We start from the raw sequence: 20,250 nt of genomic DNA on the forward strand, positions 1-20,250 counted from the left end.
TTCTTTTATTTGCACACTACATACAGAAATCATGCAAAATCAGTAATTATTCGCTTTATTTGAGGGTTTTTAAGGGCGCAATCAGGGGGTGATAGTAACACATTAAGCCGGTTTCAAACCAAAACCATGCCTGATACATTCCGACTATGGTCATTGGTGACCCAATAAGATATGATTCTGTCACATAAATTTTTTGTGGAAAAATGCTAGATTCTGAAGAAGTTCGCATAAAAACGCGCCCGAGCCGTAACTTGTTTTATCTGACGGTAATCGTTTCTTTATTTTTCAGTTTCTGGGCCTTCAGAAACTATGTGGAGGCGGATGCCAATCAGACACGTATTTCCGCACGCCCAGTGCCCGCAGCACCTTTTATCGACCCCATCTGGCTAGACAAAAAACCCATGATGCGCACCTCAGAGACGGCGTCTCTCGTTAAAGGGGGTACACTCGCTGAATTACTGACAAATAAAGGGATTGATATTGTTACCGCAGACAGCGCGCTTGACGCCTTGAAAACGATTCTGAACCCAAGAACCTTGAGAGAGGGTCAGGAACTCAGGCTTTTTTATGAATGGGATGCCGACGCCTCTAAAAAGACCGCCTCATTTGCTGGGTTTGATTTGATACCCGCACCAACCAAACGTATCATCGTCCGCAAGTTGCAAGACGGCAGTTTCAAAGCGGTATCCGCAAATCGTCCTTTGACGGAAAAGCACTTTCTCATCGACACAGAAATCACCTCAAGCCTCTATCAATCCGCAAGAAATGCGGGCATGGCTCCGTCGCAGGTGATTGAGCTTATCCGCATGTACTCGTTCACAGTTGATTTCCAGCGTGAAATTCGTGAAGGCGACCGGCTTGAAGTGCTTTATACCCGCCTGTTTGACCCGGACGGTAAACAGGCCGACACAGGAAAAATTCTCTATACCGGTCTGACCATTAAAGGCAAACGGCAAGCCTATTGGCATTATAAAACCCGCGATGATGACAAAACATATTATCTCGATGAAAGCGGCAACAGTATTTCGCGACTATTGATGAAGACCCCACTCGACGGCGCACGACTTTCCTCGCGCTATGGCCTTCGCAAACACCCTATACTTGGCTTCACGCGCCTGCATCGTGGGGTGGATTTTGCCGCCCGACGCGGCACGCCTGTCTTTGCTGCGGGTGATGGCGTGATTTCCGCCCTTGGCGTGGAAGGCAATCACGGCAAGCGCATCAGAATTAATCACGAGAATAATTACAAAACGCTTTACGCGCATCTCAACGGTTATGCCCGCGGTCTCAAAACCGGTTCGCCTGTTAAACAGGGTCAGGTAATTGGCTATGTCGGCGCAACGGGGCTAGCAACCGGCCCTCACCTGCATTATGAAATCACCTATGACGACAGATCCGTAAATCCGCTGACAATCGAGATGCCAGTTTTGACCAAGCTGGATGAAGAAGAAAAAGTCGAATTTGACCGAGTTCGACAGAACCTGACCCGCCTCGCTCAAGACCTCGCTGCAGGCCTCGACCCCTCAGCGGTTGACTAGGCTTTCGCAATTAACAAACTGAAGGAAAAATTGATAGCTCTCTAATCAATAGCAACAATATTTTATTTTTTATCATATGCATATTTTTTCCACTTCTCTGTTGGTGGGGCATGGAGAGAATATGTGCCCAATATCTGAGTGAGACAAACGAGTAATTAACTCGTTAACCTCACATCTTTAATCTGTCGGACTAAATTTGCGTCACTTAATTAGCCGATGGCGGGGTGGTGGAGAAGCTGAGCGTATCGCTATCAGCTTTGTTTTCGGCCTTAGCAACACCCAAATAAACAACACTGTTATCCATCACCTCACCGGCGAGAATTTTTTCCGCAAGCGGGTCTTGCACTTCTTTTTGAATGACACGCTTTAAAGGGCGCGCACCAAACACAGGATCATATCCGGTACTGGCCAACCATGCCCGCGCATCATTCGATAATTCCAAATGAATGTCCCGGCTTTGCAGTATCGCTTCCAGCCGCGCCAGTTGCACTTCGACAATATCGCCCATCTGGTCTTCTTTCAGACGTTCGAACAAAATCATTTCATCAAGGCGGTTGATAAATTCCGGGCGGAAGAAGCCATGTACCTCGTCTTGAACCTCCTGACGCACCTTATCGACAGTCTCACTATCATCCAGCGCCGCCAGATGCGATGCACCGAGATTAGATGTCATAATGATGAGCGTATTGCTGAAATCAACCGTGCGCCCCTGCCCGTCTGTCAGTCGCCCGTCATCAAGCACCTGCAACAGCACATTGAAAATATCTGGATGCGCTTTTTCTATCTCATCAAACAGAACAATTTGAAAAGGTCGCTGTCGGATTGATTCGCTCATCGCGCCGCCTTCTCCATAGCCCACATAACCTGGTGGCGCGCCGATGAGCCGTGCCACCGAATGTTTCTCCATATATTCGGACATATCTATCCGGCAGATGGCATTTTCATTATCAAACAAAAACTCTGCCAGCGCTTTGGAAAGCTCGGTCTTGCCAACGCCCGTGGGCCCAAGAAACAAAAAAGAACCAATCGGCCGTGCCGGATCTTGCAGGCCTGCCCGCGCCCGGCGAACAGCTCTCGAAACAGACGCAATCGCCTCATCCTGACCGATGACACGCTTATGCAATGCGTCTTCCATGGTCAGTAATCTTTCCTTTTCGCCTGACATTAATTTATCGACGGGCACACCCGTCCAGCGCGAGACAATTTGCGCGACATGCTCTTCCGTAACGGCTTCTTCGAGCATTAATGACGTGTTTTGAGTGGCCTCATCATCGGCGACATCAACCTCTAGTTGTTTTTCCAATTCGGGAATAATGCCATAGGACAATTCACTCGCGCGCTCCAACGCACCTTGACGTTGCGCCTGTTCCAACTCAATTCGCGCCGCGTCCAGTTGTTCTTTCAATTTCTGCATATCCGACAGTCGTGTTTTTTCATGCTCCCAACGGGCAGACAAAACCGAAACTTTTTCTTCCAAGTCCGATAACTCAACCTCAAGCTTGGCAAGACGATCGGCAGAATTTTTATCGGTTTCTTTTTTCAATGCCTCGCGCTCGATTTTCAACTGAATCATGCGCCGGTCCAACTCATCAAGTTCCTCAGGCTTGCTGTCTACCTGCATCCGCAAGCGGCTGGCCGCTTCATCCATCAGATCAATCGCTTTATCAGGCAAAAACCGATCATTAATATAACGATTAGACAGGGTGGTTGCCGCCACCAGAGCCGCATCTGTAATCCGCACACCATGGTGCAGTTCGTATTTTTCTTTCAGTCCGCGCAGAATAGAAATCGTGTCATCCACATGCGGTTCATCAACATAAACAGGCTGGAAGCGTCGCGCCAGCGCAGCATCTTTTTCAACATGCTTGCGATATTCATCAAGTGTCGTCGCACCGATGCAATGTAACTCGCCGCGTGCCAAAGCAGGCTTAAGAAGATTCGACGCATCCATAGCGCCCTCCCCTGCACCAGCGCCCACAAGCGTGTGCATTTCATCAATAAACAAAACAATGCAACCTTCAGACTCCGTAACATCCTGCAAGACAGATTTCAGACGCTCCTCAAATTCGCCGCGATATTTCGCACCGGCAATCAACGCCCCCATATCCAGAGAAAGTAGTTTCTTACCCTTGAGACTTTCAGGCACATCACCATCAATAATGCGTAACGCCAGACCTTCAGCAATCGCGGTTTTACCGACACCCGGCTCACCAATAAGCACCGGATTGTTTTTCGTGCGGCGGGACAGCACTTGAATGGACCTGCGAATTTCCTCATCGCGTCCAATCACGGGGTCGAGCTTGCCATTGCGCGCATCATCGGTCAGATCACGGGTGTAGCGCTCCAACGACTCATAGCTTTGCTCGGCAGACGCCCTATCCGCCTGCCGCCCTTTTCTGAGCGCAGCAATGGCTTTTTCCAAATCATCTGCAGCAAGCCCCGCCTCTTTTAAAAATTTAGATACTTCCGTGTCGTCGGTCTTAAGCATGGCGAGAAGCATCAACTCCACCGAAATGAAACTATCACCACGTTTTTGAGCTAATTCTTCAGCCGTAGAAAAAACCTTCACTGTTTCAGGGGACATCATGAGTTGAGACCCACCGCCACTGACTTTAGGCATTTTTCCTAAATGAGCATTAACACCACCGCGTATTTTCTCAGGACTCGCACCCGTCACCTGAATAAGCCCCGAGGCGAGACCGTCAGGGTCATCCATAAAAACTTTTAAAATATGTATCGGCTCAAAACGCTGATGACCTTCCCTGAGGGCTAGGCCCTGTGCCGAACCGACAAACCCTTTTAACTTGTCTGTTAAATTCTCCGGCAACATTATTTGCTCCATAATTCCTGCCGCAATAGATAGCGGCCACAGATTTTATATGGGTAGACCAAATGCCAACTGCAAGACCCTGCATGGGGACTTGTCAAAATCACATAGACGTATCGAGCAATTATTAAGTTTTTTAGGGATGGATGGGTTTAGCTAGGCCATCAATTATAAGGCAAATTATTATGCGGAAGCGGCTTCATCATCTGAAGCATCGTTTGTAGGCGCTGTTGTGGGGGTAGCGATAGCTTCCATTTCAGAACTTTGATCAGCAGAAGCTGTTACCTCACCATTACCGGCATTTTCCGAACTGCCAATATTACCATTATCACCCCGATTACCATTGTCATCCCGACGCCGACGACGTAAAGGACCTCGACGGCGAGAATTTTTTTCTTCGCGGGCATCACCGTTCTCAGCACCGTTAGTTTTTGCAGAGGCTTCAGTATCCGCGCTTTCTTCATCACCTCTAAGGACAAGCGGCTCTACCGCATCATTATCATGCAATACGGGTGGTTGCCCATTTTCAACAGATGTCTCTTCTTCCTGACGAACGGGCTGGTTTGCCTGAACGATGCGGAAATAATGCTCAGCATGCTGCAGATAATTTTCAGCAGTTATTAACTCACCAGATGATAAGGCATCATGCGCAAGAGATTGGTATTTCTCGTAAATCGACTGTGCGTTGCCCCGGACTTTCAAATCAGGTCCGTTACTTTCGTAATTCCTGTTAGACGAGTTACCTTGACGTCTTCCACGACCGCGTGAGCGTTTCATATTTTCATTCCTGTTAGCGATATTTAAATATTTTTAAATAGAACTTCTATCTTGTCCGTTCTTTCAGAAAGCTACATACACAACCTTTGGAAACTCCAAATGTGTTGGTCTTGATGAACAACGCATCTTTTGGCTGGTATACCCCACATCAAAGCGATGAATGATAAAGACAAAACTTTTAATTTGGGGGTTGGCGGAAAACCCTTATTGAGTTTTTCTCTCCGATGAGGGGCAAGCTACTCAATCCCAGGCCTAATGCCAAGCCTAAACTTCAAAAATTTTAAAAAAAATTTATTATGAGATAAAATCTCACTCCTCCAAGAAACATCTCAGCTGTTTATATCAAATTCCACCTGCACAACCCGATTTAATCCAGAAAGGTCTGAAACATGACTGATTGTGACTTGTGGAGGTGTAACGATGACCTGCCGCACAAGATTAGTCACCAAAGCCGCCTGTTCCGAACCTATTTCGAAAAGGACACATCCCCCCGGCTGAATAAAGCTCATTATATTCGAAATAATGTTCCGATAAGCGTCTAGACCGTCCGTCCCACCGTCTAAAGCAGTTTTCGAGTCATACTTACTGACTTCGGGAGCCAATGCTTCAATCTCACCCGACGAAATATAAGGCGGATTGGAGATAATAATATCAAATCTACTGGAAACATTTTCAAACCAGTCGCTTTGTCTAAAATTTACGGAATCCGAAACACCATTAATGGCAGCATTAATGCGCGCTTGTCGCAAGGCATTTGCAGAAATATCTACACCAAGTCCTTTGACCTGAATAGCTCTTTGCTTGCAAGCATGGGCAAACGCAATCAGCAAACACCCAGACCCCGTGCCCAAATCAAGCACTTTTAACGGTTTCGATTTTGATTTTGCAAGCTTTTCGGCAGCATTTAAGGCCGAGTCGACAAGACATTCACTATCCGGTCGCGGATCTAAGGTTGCCGGTGATATATGAAATGGCAAGCTGTAAAATTCCTTAACGCCAATAATTCGAGAGACTGGCTTGCCTTCCAACCTTGCCAGACAAACTTTTTCAAGAATCTTATTTTCCTGTTCCGTAACACTACGTGACGCGTGCTTGATGAGACCAATATCATCCAAACTAAGTGCAAAGCCGGTTAAAACTCTGGCATCCAGCTCATAAGTGGAGATGTCGGCTTCTTTAAATCTGCCTCTAAGGTTTATTTGCGCTTGCTCCACGGTATGATACGCATGATGTTGCGCGTTCTGAGTCATAACCAGCTTCCTGTTTTAATCTGTCGTTGCTGCAAGTTGTCTGGACTGATCTTCGGCCAGAAGGGCATCAATCACATCATCAAGACTATCTCCGGCAACAATTTTTTCCAACTTATGTAATGTCAAATTTATACGGTGGTCTGTCACGCGCCCCTGGGGGTAATTATAAGTCCTAATGCGCTCCGAGCGATCACCCGATCCAACTTGAGACCGCCGATCTGCTGAGCGTTCGCTTTCCAAACGCTCTCTTTCCGCTTCAAAAAGGCGCGCACGAAGAACCTGCATGGCCTTTGCACGATTTTTATGTTGCGATTTTTCATCCTGCTGACTGACAACAATACCTGTCGGTAAATGCGTAATCCGCACCGCGCTATCAGTCGTGTTGACTGATTGTCCGCCGGGGCCTGACGCCCTGAACACATCCACCCGCAAATCTTTGTCATCAATTTGCACATCAACTTCTTCAGGCTCAGGCAAAACAGCAACCGTCGCAGCAGAGGTATGAATGCGCCCACTACTTTCCGTTTCAGGTACGCGCTGAACCCTGTGAACACCACTTTCAAATTTAAGGCGGGCAAAAACTGAGTCGCCTCTAATGGCCGCGACAACTTCTTTATAACCGCCAATATCGCCATCCGACGTACTAAGAATTTCCACTTTATAGCCATTAATTTCGGCATGACGACAATACATGCGAAACAAATCACCAGCGAATAAAGCCGCCTCATCGCCACCAGTTCCCGCGCGAACTTCAAGAATGACGTTCATATCATCCGCTTCATCTTTGGGTAGAAGCATGATTTCCAATTCTTTTTGCACGTCAGGTAGTTTTTCTTCCAATTCAGTAAGCTCGGCTTCGGCAAGCTCCTTCATCTCCTCATCGCTACCACCAATGATAGATTTCAAATCATCAATTTCTGCAATTAATTTTTGATATCTCGTGATGGCTGCGACAACAGGTTCAAGACGCGAATATTCCTTTGACAAGGAAACGAATTCCTGCGGTGGCAATTCACCGTTCATTTTTTCCTGCAAAATTTCAGCGCGCGCTAAAATAGCATCCAGACGGTCCTCAGGTAACATGATTAAATCTCATTTTCGCTGGCAACTGGGTTGTCCGGTTGATTGTCACGCATCATCTGAGCTTGGTTTTCAACGAGACCGACCAGATGGTCAACCATTTCTTCATTCGACATTTTATGATCAGGACGACCAGAGACATAAACCATACCCGAGCCGGCACCCCCGCCGGTAAAGCCGAGATCAGTTTCGCGCGCTTCACCCGGCCCGTTCACCACACAGCCAATAATCGACAGCGTTATCGGTTCCGACACGTGGGCCAATCTCTCTTCAAGCGTCTGGACAGTTTTTATCACATCGAAACCTTGCCGAGCACAAGACGGGCATGAAATTATCGTTACACCACGATGGCGCAGGCCTAAGGATTTGAGCATCTCAAACCCAACCCGCACCTCATCCACAGGGTCAGAAGAAAGCGACACTCTGAGCGTGTCCCCTATCCCCGCCCATAATAAAGATCCAATACCAATGGATGACTTCACCGTGCCGGAGGTGTACCCGCCCGCTTCCGTAATACCAATATGCAACGGGCAATCCACTGCTTCTGCAAGTTGTTGATAGGCCGCAACCGACAAAAATACATCAGAGGCTTTAACACTGATTTTATATTCGTGATAGTCATGGTCTTGGAGAATTCGCACATGATCCAATGCGCTTTCCACCATTGCTTCAGGACATGGCTCACCATATTTTTCAAGCAAATGCTTCTCTAGCGATCCGGCATTGACACCTATACGCATTGAGCAACCGTGGTCTTTCGCGGCTTGAATTACATCGCGCACCCTCTCGGCATTACCGATATTCCCGGGGTTAATCCGCAGACATGCCGCCCCTGCCTCGGCAGCCTCAATAGCACGGGCGTGGTGAAAATGAATATCTGCGACTATCGGCACCGCTGCAGCTTTCACAATATCTTTTAACGCCGTAGTCGTTTCTTCATCGGGGCAGGAGACACGGACAATATCCGCGCCAGCTTCTTCAAGCTCTTTAATTTGGCTAATCGTAGCTTGCACGTCACTCGTAACGGTATTCGTCATGGATTGAACGGATATAGGTGCATCACCACCCACGGGAACTGAGCCAACATGTATCTGACGTGACACGCGTCTATCTATATCTCGCCACGGACGTAAACTCATGAAAATCGCCTATTGAATGCTGTCTAAAATGCTCTTAACGGAAATTGTCTTACCGCGCAAATTTTCGCCGTCTTTCCCGAGCCGAGGCCCTACTTTATCCTCGTAAAAATATTCAAGTTTGCCAGCATCAAATGTATCAATTTTGATAACACCGTCGAGCGGAAGTTGATAAGTCTCACCTTGTAGAATGATACTTGAATACAAAACTTTACCGGTTCCATCGGAAATTCTTAGCCATGTCTGCCCAAGACCGCGAAGATAAAGAGGCGAACCGGCAATTTCCGGCAAGGGCTTCGTATCTACGACTGTGTCCGAAATGACCTCTTTTTCTCCCGCAGTGTCAGCTGTTCCTTCTATCACGGTATCTTTTTGTACTGATTTCTGTGACATGATAGCTGTTGTTTCGTCCGACAGAGCTTCATCGTTCATGAGGGGCCTGTCCAAAGCTCTATCTTGAAATATTACTGACGCTTCATCGTCTTCACTTGTCTCTTCATAGGCGCTGATGGAGTTTGTCTTATCCATCACAATTTCCTCTGCATCAATCAAGAAAGCCCAAAAGAGATACGTAATGGTTGAGACAACCAGCAGGCCAGAAACAAGAATAAAACTTGGCAATTCGTAATCATCTTCGGTGACAGGAAAATCAAGACCATTACTGATACCTGAAGTCTGGCTTTTATATTGCGCGATGAGGCTTTCGGCATCTAACCCAAGATGGTCGGCATAACTTCTGATGAAACCCACAGCATAGGCCAGTCCGGGAAGACCATTTGCATTGTCTTCCTCAAGCGCTTTGAGATGCTCGTGGTTGATACGAAGGTTTTCCGATATCTCAGGTAGCTTTCCTTTTTGCGCAAGCCTTGCCTGACGCAAAAGCGAACCTACCGATTTATTTTTTAAATCATCTGACATGGCACAAAGCCCTACCTTGCTTATTATTATAAATCTTGCTGCGTGGTAAATGCAAACGCTTAAAGCTTAACTCTTAAAAACTCTGCAAGGTTTTCAAACCCCTTACGGGAGTTGAGAGTAATATGTGGTGGCGGGTTTTTCATCAAACCTTGTAGTTTTTCAAGATTCAAAGACCTTATCATTCTTTTTACGGGGCCGACAGATGTCGGCGGGACTGATAGTTTTGAAAACCCCAGCCCGAGCAAAGCCATCGCTTCCAACGGACGTCCGCCATATTCACCACAAATTGTTGCCGGCTTGTGATGACGCTTACATGTATCTGCAATATGCTTCATCATAGCTAGTGGGGCTGAAGAGAATAAATCATACCTCTCCCCGACCCTCGGATTCCCACGATCACTGGCAAAGAAAAACTGGAACAAATCATTCGTGCCGACACTGACAAAATCCAAATGTGGCAATAAATCATCTAATTGCCAAATAAGCGAGGGTACTTCCAGCATGGCCCCCACTTTCAACGACTTTGGTGCTGTCTGACCGGATTTATTAAGCCGCGCCAACTCTTTATCAAGAATGTCCCGCGCCGCCAGAAACTCATCAACGACAGCAATCATTGGAAACATAATTTGCAAATCCCTGCCTTGCGCCGCATTAAGTAGGGCGCGTATTTGTATCCGCAAAAGACCGGGGCGATCCAGCGCAATACGAATCGCGCGCCATCCCATGGCAGGGTTTTCTTCTTGCATCTGACGCATATAAGGCAGCATTTTATCACCACCAATATCAACGGTTCTGAAGATAATCGGTTGATCGCCAACCATATCCATAACGCGACTATAAAAAGCCGTTTGCTCTTTTGCTTTGGGAAGTTTGGCCGAAATCATAAATTGTAATTCCGTTCTGAAAAGACCAATACCCTCCGCACCGCTGTCCTTCATATTGCTGACATCGACCATAAGTCCTGCATTGACCGCAAGGTTAATTTTTTTGTGATCTCGCGTTACAGCCGGTTGCTTTCTAAGCCGCGCATATTGCTTTTGCCGACGCGCCATAAGCTTGATGCGCTCATTATAAGAGTCCAGCACTTCAGATGACGGATTGAGAAAACAGACACCCAAATCAGCATCGACCACAATTGACTGACCATCCGTTACAAGATTCACAATATTAACAATCCGTCCAATCGTCGGAATACCCAAGGCACGCGCGACAATCGACACATGCGCGCTGGCAGTACCCTCTTCAATCACCAGCCCGCGCAGGTTTTGCCGCTCATAATCCAAAAGCTCTGCAGGGCCCATATTCCGTGCAACAAGGATAGCGTTTTTTGGAAGCTTCTCAGCACTCGCCGTTAGGGTTTTGCCGACAAGCACCCGCAACAAACGATTTGAAAGATCCTCAAAATCGTGAAGGCGTTCCTGTAAGTACACATCACGCTGTCCGGTAAGACGGGCACGAATATCGTTCTGAACACGTTCCACTGCGGCCTCTGCAGTAAGACCGGTCCGCACCGCTTCTCGCATTCTGGAAAACCACCCTTCATCATTGGCAAACATCCGATAGGTTTCCAGCACATCAAGATGATCACCCGCATGGGAGACATCTTCCGTGCGCAGCATTTCATCGACAGCACGGCGCAACTCATAAATTCCCGCCTCAAGACGGGAAAACTCAACATCCATATCTTCAGCAATCAGGCTCTCCACCGCAACGCGCGGCTCATGCATCACCACCTGCCCAATTGCAAGCCCCTCTGTCAGCGGGTATCCGACAAGACGAGCTGGGCCTTGCGGGTTTTCGTCAACGGCACGAAACTGTCCTTCAGCAGCCAGCATTTCCGACAGCACCATGGCGACGGTTTGCAAGGCTTCAATTTCTTCATCAACGAACGAGCGATGACTTGTATTTTGAACAACCAAAACACCAATGACCGTCCCGCCGCTGAGAATGGGCACACCTACAAAAGACTGGAACGCTTCCTCCCCAGTTTCAGGAAGATAGACAAAGCGCGGGTGAGATTTTGCCTCAGCTAAATTTAACGGACGCGCATGTAAAGCAACATCACCGACAAGACCCTGACCGATTTTCAAAGTGGTTTTATGAACGGATGAAGGATTCAACCCTTCGGTTGCACAAAGCTCAAGCGTATCTTCGTTACTTTTTAGATAAACCGAACACACAGCCGTGTTCATGCTGGTGGCAATCAACTCAACGATTTTATCAAGTCGCGTTTGTCGATCAGCTCGGTCAGCCATGACCTGCCGCAAGCGGCGCAATAATACCCTTGGCCCCTCCATCGTTAGAGGCATGCTAACCCTCCCGACGGGTTAAAGGCATTATCCTGCACCCTCATTACCACCATCCAGATTAAAGGCGGCATGCAACGCACGCACACCAAGTTCGGTATAATCAGCATCCACCAGAACACTGATTTTGATTTCAGATGTAGAAATCACCTGAATATTAATGCTCTTATCGGCCAATTCCGTAAACATTTTCTGGGCAACACCGGCATGACTTCGCATCCCAACACCCACAATAGAAATTTTGGCGAGCCCACTCGTACTTTCAACTTCCGAAAAACCGATATTTTCACGCATGGACTCAATCAACTGGTGAGCGCGCGCTAAATCATCATTTGGGACAGTAAAAGTCATATCTGTATAGCCACCATCTGCGGAAATATTCTGAACAATCATATCCACATTAATCGCTGCATCTGCCAGCGGACCAAAAATCGCTGCCGCTGTTCCTGGGTGGTCAGCCACCCGTCGTAAGGTGATTTTCGCCTCATCTTTAGAATAGGCAATGCCGCTTACAATTTCCTGTTCCATAATCTCTTCCTCACTGCAGACCATTGTACCTGCAATACCGTCCTCAGAAACATCTTTCTTCTTGGCCGGGTCATCAAAACTTGATCGCACCTGCAATTTGACTTTATGCGCCATGGCTAGTTCAACAGATCTTGTCTGAAGCACTTTTGATCCCAAAGATGCCATTTCCAGCATCTCTTCGTAGCTTATTTTTTTTAATCTACGTGCATCCGGCACAAGGCGTGGATCTGTCGTGTAAACCCCTTCAACATCAGTATAGATATCACATCTATCGGCATTGAGCGCTGCTGCCACTGCAACGGCAGAGGTATCAGACCCGCCCCGACCTAAAGTCGTGATTCTGTTTTCTTGCGATAGCCCCTGAAATCCAGCAATTACGGCAACGCGTCCATCCGCGAATTGCGCCTCAAGAGCGTCGGTAACAATATCCTGTATCCGCGCAGACCCGTGAACCGAGGATGTCAGAATCGGGAATTGCCAACCAAGCCAAGAACGCGCAGGTACATCAATTTTGTTCAAAGCCATCGCCAACAGTCCGACACTCACCTGTTCACCAGCAGAAACAACCACATCATATTCACGGGCGTCATGGAAAGCGGAAATATCTCGGCACAATGAAACCAGTCGATTGGTTTCACCCGACATAGCCGAAACAACCACCGCAACCTCATTGCCGGCGTCATATTCCTCTTTAACATGGGCTGCAACATTGTTGATGCGCTCAATGTCACCAACAGACGTGCCACCAAATTTCATGACGATACGCGCCATAATCCTTATCCTCGATTTTAAGCTACAACATCATCGCTTGAGCGATATTAAGTCTTCATCTGCCCATGAAGTGTTTAAAATGTCGCAGGTGCGGCATGCTTACACGAAAAAAGCCTATTGGTGCAAGTACCTACTAACTGTAAGATTGTCGTTATGTAAGTTTTGAGGTTTAATAAGTCATGAATGCGTCAACGATAAATCCCGAGGAAGTCGCCAAGTTTGAAGCCATGGCTGCGGAGTGGTGGAATCCTGACGGGAAGTTCAAGCCTCTTCACAAGTTTAACCCGACGCGTCTCGACTATATCATCACACATATTTGCACGCAGTTTAACCGGCTAAGAAGCGCACCAGACAGCCTAAAGGGTGTGAACATTCTTGATATTGGCTGTGGTGGAGGCTTGCTCTGCGAACCCCTCACGCGTCTGGGGGCAACAGTCACCGGCATTGACGTCACTGAGGCTAATATCAAAGTTGCCCGCCTTCATGCCGAACAAGAAGGTCTTGACATTGATTACAAAATTATCTCCTCCGAGGAGCTTGTCAAAAAGAAAATAACTTTTGATGTGGTGCTGAACATGGAAGTAGTGGAGCATGTTGGCGATGTCGATCTTTTCATGAAATCGTGCGGTCAACTCGTCAAACCCGGAGGATTGATGTTCTACGCAACCCTTAACCGCACAGCGAAGTCATATTTATTGGCGATTTTAGGGGCGGAATATATATTACGTTGGCTCCCTACCGGGACTCATGACTGGCATAAATTCCTTACGCCACAAGAATTGACGGATTATCTGACCCTGAATGGCATGCATAATCTCGATACAGCCGGTATGAGCTTCATGCCGCTGACAGGTAAATGGCATTTATCAAAAGATCTCGGGGTCAATTATATCGGCCTTGCACAAAAACAATATGATTAATTCCGGTTGCCAATACCGAAGTGATTTTTCATAGTCCGCCAAAGGCCCTCCCCATCGCTATCATAAACAGACACCCCTGTTAAAGGTGTTGCAGCAACAACTCGCAGAACATTATCCCCCTCACTGACACCCGCATCCATTCGGACAATCAAATCACTGGTCTGGATAATAAAATTATCCGTCGTTAAACCTGGCGCAATCATTCTATAAATCGTGCCATTTATTTCCAATGCGGGCGGCGCATAGTGCTCATCTTCTATTAAAACACCACGATCAGTTTCAAGGTTGTAAACAATTTCTCCACCAATCTTGTTTTGTAAATTAACGGGATTGCCTTTTGTTGCCAGCTCGATAAGTGCGGCTGAAATCATCAAGTCCATGATGTGGTTCCTTTATTTTCAAAACGCGATGAAAACGAAACGGAACAAACGCAACGATTAGTTTTTTAACTTATCCGGAACCCCTGGAATAGGCGCAACGGGTATACCCTCTTCGACAAGCTCTTTCACATCCTGCAAAGTTGACTCGCCGTAAATATCTCTTTCTTCTGAGTCACCATAATGCATGGCACGGGCTTCGCTGGCAAATTTATCACCCACATAGTCAAAATTATTTTCAACATGTTCACGCATCTGGCTCATCATCTGCATGATTTCTGCAGATTTACCAGTCTCAGTAAGCGCGTTAGGTGTGTTGGACTTTTTACCCAGATTAGGCGCCATGATGGATTTTGAAACTTGAGTAGATGCACAATGAGGGCACGACAAATCACCTGAAGCCAATTGGTCATCAAAAGCCTGACTGTTTTTGAACCATGACTCAAATTCATGGTCATTGTCACATATTAAAGCGTATTTAATCATTGCCCTGTCATGGTTAAGCTGGTGGCTCAAAATGCCGACCATGTTCAAGTGCAGGTATTTGACGCCGCGCCATTTGTACCTGCTCGGTATTAATATCAGCATAAATGGTTTGTGTTTCAAGTCCTGCATCTGCGAGAATGCGCCCCCAAGGGCTAACAATCACACTATGACCATAGGTTTTTCGGCCATTTTCGTGGATGCCCACTTGGGCAGGTGCAAAAATAAAACAGCCAGTTTCTATCGCACGTGCGCGCAGTAAAACATGCCAATGCGCTTCACCTGTCATTTTGGTAAAAGCCGCGGGCACAGAAATAAAATCTGCGCCATGCGATGCCAGCACATGATAGAGAGCCGGAAATCTTACATCATAGCAAACCGTCATTCCCAGTTTGCCAAAAGTCAAATCGGCAATTATGGCCTGCTGACCTGCTTCATAATGCGCCGACTCGCTGTGGCGTTCACCATTATCCAGTGAAACATCAAAAAGATGAATTTTGTCATAACGTGCCACCACCTCTCCAAGAGAATTGAAACAAATCGACCGATTTACTGCTTTATCGCCATCTCCAGCCAAAATTACCGACCCTGCAAGCAAGGTAATCTTCAGTTCTGCCGCCAGTGCGGCAAGAGATTTAACCACCTTATCCTCACTCTCGGGTAACATGGTGGCACAACGCGCCTGTTTATTTTGCGGCATGAAATTGCAAGTTTCCGGCGTAAGAATAAACTCAGCACCCTCTCGAGCCGCTTCCGAGATGAGCGATGTCAACCCGATAAGATTATCTTCGGGGGTCGTCCCCGTGCATGTCTGAATACACGCTACACGAAATTCACTCATTTTGGTTTCCTGAAACTAAGTTGTGATTATACCGCGACAGACTCATGCATGACAACCCGCGCCACGCTCAGCACATCAATACGTGCAACCCCGACCTTTCGCAGCGTTTTAGCACAGGCCGTCATCGTCGATCCGGTGGTAATGACATCATCGATAAGAACAACTTTTTTACCCTCCAGTGCAGCGACCTTATTGGGTATCACTTCAAAAGCACCCTTGAGATTCTTTTGCCGCATATCGCGGGTCATGCCCACCTGTTGCGAGGTCTTTTTGACCCGTCTTAGCCATTCGACTTTCATCGGCACACCACTTAACTGTGAGAGCCTGCGCGCCAGTTCAGCCGATTGATTATAACGACGACTAACAAGACGAAACAAATGTAAGGGCACAGGGATGAGATAATCAGCATCATGCAGTAGATCTTGCCCAGAAGCCTGCAGCCACGGAGCGAGGAGCGCAGCAATTTCAGGTCGATTATGGAATTTGAACCCATGGATAAGCTGACGCGCTGTGCCATTATAAATGAGCGCACTGCGCGCACGGTCATAAGCGGGTGGAAATCTCATCGCAGAAAGCGATACGCTTTGAGGCCCCAAGTCAAAGGGGAGCGGGACACCTGTTCGGGCGCATATCGGGCTTTTGAAAAAATGCAAATCCTTCCAACATGTCGGGCATAAAGCCTGAGCTGTTGCGAGTTCAGCCATAAAGACCGAACATCGGTGTGGTAACAGAAAGTCCACCACATGCTCACAGTGAGACAAAGCTGAATGGTTAAAATTTCGTGCAAAAGGCATAACTTTGGAAGTGACTATCATTTTATTTTTATTCTTTTAAAAGATTTACAGTTCAAACATGCATTTGTCATACTGACTGCATGATGAGTGTGCCGCAATGAAAAACTCAGTTCCAGAAATTTTTGACCGACAGCTCTATCTCAACAGACGCGAAAGGCTTCTGCAAAACCCAAAAAGGGAAGATTTTCTTTGGCGCCATATGGCTGAGTCCATCGATACCTCTTTGCAGGATGTGGCCTATAATTTTGATAAGTGCCTGCTGACACTCCCTGATCCCGCCATTGCCGAACACATGCCGACACTTATGAAGAAAACCCAAAACCGTGTCATTGGCGGGCCGACCCAAAACTCTTTCGATATATTTCTTGATGAAGAAAACATGGCGATTGAACCGGAATCTTTTGACCTGATTATTTCCATTGGCGGCCTTCATGTCGTGAATGACCTCCCTGGCAGTCTGGCTAATTATCGGCGCGCCCTAAAGCCAAATGGGCTTTTTTTGACTGTAATGGTGGGCGGTGAAAGCCTCAAGGAATTACGCCAATCTTTTTCGCAAGCCGAAGCAGAATGTGAAAATGGTATCAAGCCGCATATCCACCCCTTCGCTGAACTCTCCGACCTTGCAGGATTACTCCAGCGTGCGGGTTTCGCGCTCCCTGTTGCGGATACAGAAAGACTTAAAATCAGATATCAAAATCCGTTGAAACTGCTTCATGACCTCCGGCTTATGGGCGAAACCAACACACTAAAGGCTCGACATAAAAAATTCATGCGACGCGAAACTTTTTTTCGTGCCATGGAAATTTATCACGATTTATTTGCGGAGGCTGATGGCAAAGTAACAGCCCGCTTTGATTTGCATAGCTTATCGGGGTGGGCACCGCATGAAAGCCAGCAAAAACCCCTAAAACCCGGCAGTGCCAAGGCGCGGCTGGCAGATGCCTTAAACACGGATGAGAAAAAACTCTAAACCATATCGCGTAGCATAGCGATAAGCGGCACATCTGCTTCGGGCATATCGAGGTTTCTCATCTCGTATGGCTTTAACCATTTCGAGTCGGTTGCCTCATTAAGCACAATTTGCCCGTCCCATTTTCGGCAAACATAAAGCGGCATGAGCAAATGAAAATCGTCATAAGAATGGCTGGCAAAGGTCAGAGGCGCGAGGCAATTAGCGGTAACATCAATCGAGATTTCTTCTTTGAGTTCCCTGATGAGTGCTTGCTCCGGGCGCTCTCCCTTTTCAACTTTGCCGCCGGGAAACTCCCACAACCCAGCCATAGGCTTACCGGGTGGGCGTTTTACGACCAGCACCCGTCCGTCAATATCGACCAGCGCGCAGGCCACAACAAGTTTTATATCAGCTTCGGTAATCGGCATTGATAGAAATGTATTCATGAGTCAAATCTGATGTCCAAACTCTGGAACTCCCCTTACCAATGCCTACATCGACAGAAATAACAATTTCACGCCCTTTCATATATTTAGCAACAGGACGTTCATCATAATTGGCTATCACGCGCCCGTTTTTAGCAATATTAAAATCACCGATTTTAACTTTTAATCTGTCCCGGTTCGCTGGTTCACCAGACTTGCCGACAGCCATAACAACACGCCCCCAATTCGGGTCTTCGCCAGCTATTGCGGTTTTAACCAGCGGCGAGTTGGCAATAGCCAACGCGATGAGTCTGGCTGAAGCATCATCTGCGGCTCCGCTGACATTGACTGTGATGAATTTAGTCGCGCCCTCACCATCACGCACAATCTGCTGAGCCAATTCCTGCATCGCTTCTTTAAGCGATTGATTAAACCCTTTGAGACGCGGGTCTTTGATGGACCTTATCGGCTTACCGGAAAGCTTGCGCGCACCAGTCGCAATCAGCAAGACCGTGTCGGAGGTTGAGGTGTCACTATCCACCGTGATGGCATTAAAGCTTGACGGGAGATTATCGTTTACAAGTTGCCTTAAGACGGATGGTGGCAAATCCGCATCCGTGAAAAAGAACGCCAACATCGTTGCCATATCTGGCGCAATCATGCCTGACCCTTTGGCGATGCCATTAAGATTGACCTCAACAGAACCTATTTTGGTAGTGCGGGTCACGCCTTTCGGGAATGTATCCGTTGTCATTATAGCCCGGGCACAATTTTGCCATGCTGTTGGGGAAAGACCACCATCTGCAAGATTTGCAATGGTTTTGAGCAAAGCTGGGGTTTTCAAATCCTCACCAATCACACCCGTCGAAGCAACAAACACCTCCTCAGGTAAAACATTCAGCGCTTTTGCAGCGCCTGCAGCCAATTGGTAATTAGCCTTATCGCCTGTCTTTCCGGTAAAAGCATTTGCATTACCGGCATTTACTACCACCCCCCGAACCACGCCTTTCGGTAAAAGAGTTCGACACCATTCTACCGCCGCAGACGGCATGGATGATTTTGTAAGCGCACCGGCAATAACAGATTTCTTCTCCACCGCAACCAGCATCACATCGGGACGATCTTTATATTTTGTCCCGCTTTCGCCAGCACCAAGCCACAGCCCGTCAATAGGAGGCATTTTTGGAAATGACTTAGGTGCCAAAGGTGATTTTTTTGGCATTGGTTTTTTTGAGGTTTTGGGTGTCTGTTTGGGCATATTAATCTTTTAACGGCACATCATCATCAAATTCTGGCAACATAGAAGTTTCCTCACCATAGACTTGAAAATCATATGATGTAAGCAATTCATCAAAAAACAGATTGCGTTCTTGCTGTTCCAGAAACGCACGAATTTGTTCACTCAAATCTTCAAAACTTGGCGGCGGTACAACCCGTCTGTCTTCTAGACGAATAACATGCCATCCGAATTCGGTTTCTACGGGGGCAGAAAGTTCCCCGGGCTGTAAAGCAAAGGCGGCATCACTGAAAGCTTGCACCATTTCTTCTGCAAGAAAATAACCCAAATCCCCCCCCCGACTGGCGCTAGGGCCTAAAGACAACTCACCTGCCAGCGCGGCAAAACCCTCGCCCTTTTCAAGTCGCTTAATCACGGTTTCAGCTTCACCTTCTGTCGCAACTAAAATATGGCGTGCCTGAACTTCTTCTACATTTTCGTTTTGTTTTGCAAGTTCAGGCGCTACATAGGTATCGAAGTAAGCGCGAATATCGTTTTCAGTTACACGCGCATGAATCTGCTCTGCGACCCAGATATCTTGAAGAATTTTCTCTTTTTGGTAGGCCAACCTTTGCTGAACCACATCACTATTTGCTAAGCCTTCTGATATGGCATTTCGTGCGGCAATTTTCTGAATTGCAACCAGGCTTGAGAGAAAAAACGCCTGCTGAGCTTCTGGAACTTGTATCAAGGTTTCAAAATTATCCTCGGCAGCGCGGTCAATCTCATCACGCGTGATATTGATACCGTCAATACTGGCAACAATCTCGACATTACTGTCATTTTGGCTCGGAGAAAACCTCTTCCCCCCGCCAAAATCCAGAGGACTAGTTACAAGCAATGCGACAAGCAAAATAGGCGCTATAAAACCCGTAAATATCAAAATAAAAAGTCGCAAAACAAATCCTCCAGCTTGACCATAATTGTTTTGTGCATGTTATGGCAGAAAGCTTCAAGAGGGAAATATCGTTTGATGTGAGGAAATCACGATTATTGAATAAAAACGTCAATCAGGTAATACCTACAATTGACACTGACGAGCGCGATGCTT

18 protein-coding genes are annotated in these 20,250 nt (G+C 47.2%); 3 read left to right on the top strand and 15 right to left on the bottom strand.

Annotated elements, in window-relative coordinates; translation table 11 throughout:
* Nucleotides 1–203: 203 nt before the first annotated feature.
* Nucleotides 204–1,538: a M23 family metallopeptidase gene (locus RS24_RS09000; RefSeq protein WP_021777893.1), complete on the top strand. Its 1,335-nt coding sequence runs from the start codon at nucleotides 204–206 to the stop codon at nucleotides 1,536–1,538.
* A 205-nt stretch (nucleotides 1,539–1,743) separates the two neighbouring features.
* Here RS24_RS09000 and clpB read toward each other — a convergent pair whose 3' ends face one another.
* The 8 genes from clpB to RS24_RS09040 all read right to left on the bottom strand — a co-directional run bounded on the left by clpB (nucleotide 1,744) and on the right by RS24_RS09040 (nucleotide 13,131).
* Nucleotides 1,744–4,368 carry an ATP-dependent chaperone ClpB gene (gene clpB, locus RS24_RS09005; protein WP_021777894.1) on the bottom strand — a complete coding sequence of 875 codons (2,625 nt, stop codon included), beginning with the start codon at nucleotides 4,366–4,368 and terminating at the stop codon, nucleotides 1,744–1,746.
* Nucleotides 4,369–4,548: 180 nt separating this feature from the next.
* Nucleotides 4,549–5,142, bottom strand: a complete 594-nt coding sequence (locus tag RS24_RS10170; RefSeq protein WP_021777895.1) for a DUF4167 domain-containing protein — start codon at nucleotides 5,140–5,142, stop codon at nucleotides 4,549–4,551.
* Between the two features lie 329 nt (nucleotides 5,143–5,471).
* Nucleotides 5,472–6,392 (bottom strand): peptide chain release factor N(5)-glutamine methyltransferase, encoded by a 921-nt coding sequence (gene prmC, locus RS24_RS09015; RefSeq protein ID WP_021777896.1) that lies wholly within the window; start codon nucleotides 6,390–6,392, stop codon nucleotides 5,472–5,474.
* A 15-nt stretch (nucleotides 6,393–6,407) separates the two neighbouring features.
* Entirely contained in the window at nucleotides 6,408–7,475 is a 1,068-nt protein-coding gene (gene prfA, locus RS24_RS09020) for a peptide chain release factor 1 (protein WP_021777897.1), read from the bottom strand.
* 2 nt (nucleotides 7,476–7,477) lie between these two features.
* Nucleotides 7,478–8,611 (bottom strand): flavodoxin-dependent (E)-4-hydroxy-3-methylbut-2-enyl-diphosphate synthase, encoded by a 1,134-nt coding sequence (ispG, locus tag RS24_RS09025; RefSeq protein ID WP_021777898.1) that lies wholly within the window; start codon nucleotides 8,609–8,611, stop codon nucleotides 7,478–7,480.
* Nucleotides 8,612–8,620: 9 nt separating this feature from the next.
* The gene (locus tag RS24_RS09030) at nucleotides 8,621–9,526 is read right to left on the bottom strand and encodes a RodZ domain-containing protein (RefSeq protein ID WP_021777899.1); all 906 of its coding nucleotides are present in this window, start codon (nucleotides 9,524–9,526) and stop codon (nucleotides 8,621–8,623) included.
* 59 nt (nucleotides 9,527–9,585) lie between these two features.
* Nucleotides 9,586–11,835 (bottom strand): phosphoenolpyruvate--protein phosphotransferase, encoded by a 2,250-nt coding sequence (gene ptsP / locus RS24_RS09035; protein ID WP_021777900.1) that lies wholly within the window; start codon nucleotides 11,833–11,835, stop codon nucleotides 9,586–9,588.
* Between the two features lie 27 nt (nucleotides 11,836–11,862).
* Nucleotides 11,863–13,131, bottom strand: coding sequence for an aspartate kinase (locus tag RS24_RS09040; RefSeq protein ID WP_021777901.1), 1,269 nt, complete (start codon nucleotides 13,129–13,131; stop codon nucleotides 11,863–11,865).
* 179 nt (nucleotides 13,132–13,310) lie between these two features.
* Between RS24_RS09040 and ubiG the strand changes: the two genes are divergently transcribed.
* Nucleotides 13,311–14,051: a bifunctional 2-polyprenyl-6-hydroxyphenol methylase/3-demethylubiquinol 3-O-methyltransferase UbiG gene (ubiG, locus tag RS24_RS09045; RefSeq protein ID WP_021777902.1), complete on the top strand. Its 741-nt coding sequence runs from the start codon at nucleotides 13,311–13,313 to the stop codon at nucleotides 14,049–14,051.
* On the opposite strand, the gene RS24_RS09050 is transcribed toward ubiG, so the two are convergent.
* The 4 genes from RS24_RS09050 to RS24_RS09065 are packed head-to-tail and all read right to left on the bottom strand — an operon-like array spanning nucleotide 14,048 to nucleotide 16,567.
* Nucleotides 14,048–14,431, bottom strand: a complete 384-nt coding sequence (locus RS24_RS09050) for a hypothetical protein (protein ID WP_021777903.1) — start codon at nucleotides 14,429–14,431, stop codon at nucleotides 14,048–14,050. The two genes, ubiG and RS24_RS09050, sit on opposite strands and share 4 nt — an antisense overlap.
* A gap of 57 nt (nucleotides 14,432–14,488) precedes the next feature.
* Nucleotides 14,489–14,914, bottom strand: coding sequence for a DUF1178 family protein (locus tag RS24_RS09055; RefSeq protein ID WP_038301019.1), 426 nt, complete (start codon nucleotides 14,912–14,914; stop codon nucleotides 14,489–14,491).
* A 13-nt stretch (nucleotides 14,915–14,927) separates the two neighbouring features.
* On the bottom strand, nucleotides 14,928–15,752 hold the full coding sequence (locus tag RS24_RS09060) for a carbon-nitrogen hydrolase family protein (protein ID WP_021777905.1): 825 nt from the start codon (nucleotides 15,750–15,752) through the stop codon (nucleotides 14,928–14,930).
* A 26-nt stretch (nucleotides 15,753–15,778) separates the two neighbouring features.
* Nucleotides 15,779–16,567, bottom strand: coding sequence for a ComF family protein (locus RS24_RS09065; RefSeq protein ID WP_021777906.1), 789 nt, complete (start codon nucleotides 16,565–16,567; stop codon nucleotides 15,779–15,781).
* Nucleotides 16,568–16,643: 76 nt separating this feature from the next.
* On the opposite strand from RS24_RS09065, the gene RS24_RS09070 reads away from it, so the two are divergent.
* The gene (locus RS24_RS09070) at nucleotides 16,644–17,516 is read left to right on the top strand and encodes a methyltransferase domain-containing protein (protein ID WP_021777907.1); all 873 of its coding nucleotides are present in this window, start codon (nucleotides 16,644–16,646) and stop codon (nucleotides 17,514–17,516) included.
* Here the strand turns inward: RS24_RS09070 and RS24_RS09075 are convergent.
* The 3 genes from RS24_RS09075 to RS24_RS09085 are packed head-to-tail and all read right to left on the bottom strand — an operon-like array spanning nucleotide 17,513 to nucleotide 20,097.
* Nucleotides 17,513–17,944, bottom strand: coding sequence for a (deoxy)nucleoside triphosphate pyrophosphohydrolase (locus RS24_RS09075; protein WP_021777908.1), 432 nt, complete (start codon nucleotides 17,942–17,944; stop codon nucleotides 17,513–17,515). The genes RS24_RS09070 and RS24_RS09075 overlap by 4 nt on opposite strands.
* Nucleotides 17,907–19,181 (bottom strand): bifunctional glutamate N-acetyltransferase/amino-acid acetyltransferase ArgJ, encoded by a 1,275-nt coding sequence (argJ, locus tag RS24_RS09080; RefSeq protein WP_021777909.1) that lies wholly within the window; start codon nucleotides 19,179–19,181, stop codon nucleotides 17,907–17,909. Before argJ ends, RS24_RS09075 begins: the two co-directional genes overlap by 38 nt.
* A 1-nt stretch (nucleotide 19,182) precedes the next feature.
* Nucleotides 19,183–20,097 carry a peptidylprolyl isomerase gene (locus tag RS24_RS09085; RefSeq protein ID WP_021777910.1) on the bottom strand — a complete coding sequence of 305 codons (915 nt, stop codon included), beginning with the start codon at nucleotides 20,095–20,097 and terminating at the stop codon, nucleotides 19,183–19,185.
* Nucleotides 20,098–20,250: the final 153 nt, after the last annotated feature.

Origin of the sequence: Candidatus Micropelagos thuwalensis, assembly GCF_000469155.1 — a bacterium.
Taxonomy (GTDB): domain Bacteria; phylum Pseudomonadota; class Alphaproteobacteria; order RS24; family RS24; genus Micropelagius; species Micropelagius thuwalensis.

Bases quoted from the DNA above. Each gene is read 5' to 3' on its own strand.
- RS24_RS09000 (WP_021777893.1), top strand. From the start codon at position 204: ATGCTAGATTCTGAAGAAGTTCGCATAAAAACGCGCCCGAGCCGTAAC.
- clpB (WP_021777894.1), bottom strand. From the start codon at position 4,368: ATGTTGCCGGAGAATTTAACAGACAAGTTAAAAGGGTTTGTCGGTTCG.
- RS24_RS10170 (WP_021777895.1), bottom strand. From the start codon at position 5,142: ATGAAACGCTCACGCGGTCGTGGAAGACGTCAAGGTAACTCGTCTAAC.
- prmC (WP_021777896.1), bottom strand. From the start codon at position 6,392: ATGACTCAGAACGCGCAACATCATGCGTATCATACCGTGGAGCAAGCG.
- prfA (WP_021777897.1), bottom strand. From the start codon at position 7,475: ATGTTACCTGAGGACCGTCTGGATGCTATTTTAGCGCGCGCTGAAATT.
- ispG (WP_021777898.1), bottom strand. From the start codon at position 8,611: ATGAGTTTACGTCCGTGGCGAGATATAGATAGACGCGTGTCACGTCAG.
- RS24_RS09030 (WP_021777899.1), bottom strand. From the start codon at position 9,526: ATGTCAGATGATTTAAAAAATAAATCGGTAGGTTCGCTTTTGCGTCAG.
- ptsP (WP_021777900.1), bottom strand. From the start codon at position 11,835: ATGCCTCTAACGATGGAGGGGCCAAGGGTATTATTGCGCCGCTTGCGG.
- RS24_RS09040 (WP_021777901.1), bottom strand. From the start codon at position 13,131: ATGGCGCGTATCGTCATGAAATTTGGTGGCACGTCTGTTGGTGACATT.
- ubiG (WP_021777902.1), top strand. From the start codon at position 13,311: ATGAATGCGTCAACGATAAATCCCGAGGAAGTCGCCAAGTTTGAAGCC.
- RS24_RS09050 (WP_021777903.1), bottom strand. From the start codon at position 14,431: ATGGACTTGATGATTTCAGCCGCACTTATCGAGCTGGCAACAAAAGGC.
- RS24_RS09055 (WP_038301019.1), bottom strand. From the start codon at position 14,914: ATGATTAAATACGCTTTAATATGTGACAATGACCATGAATTTGAGTCA.
- RS24_RS09060 (WP_021777905.1), bottom strand. From the start codon at position 15,752: ATGAGTGAATTTCGTGTAGCGTGTATTCAGACATGCACGGGGACGACC.
- RS24_RS09065 (WP_021777906.1), bottom strand. From the start codon at position 16,567: ATGATAGTCACTTCCAAAGTTATGCCTTTTGCACGAAATTTTAACCAT.
- RS24_RS09070 (WP_021777907.1), top strand. From the start codon at position 16,644: ATGAAAAACTCAGTTCCAGAAATTTTTGACCGACAGCTCTATCTCAAC.
- RS24_RS09075 (WP_021777908.1), bottom strand. From the start codon at position 17,944: ATGAATACATTTCTATCAATGCCGATTACCGAAGCTGATATAAAACTT.
- argJ (WP_021777909.1), bottom strand. From the start codon at position 19,181: ATGCCCAAACAGACACCCAAAACCTCAAAAAAACCAATGCCAAAAAAA.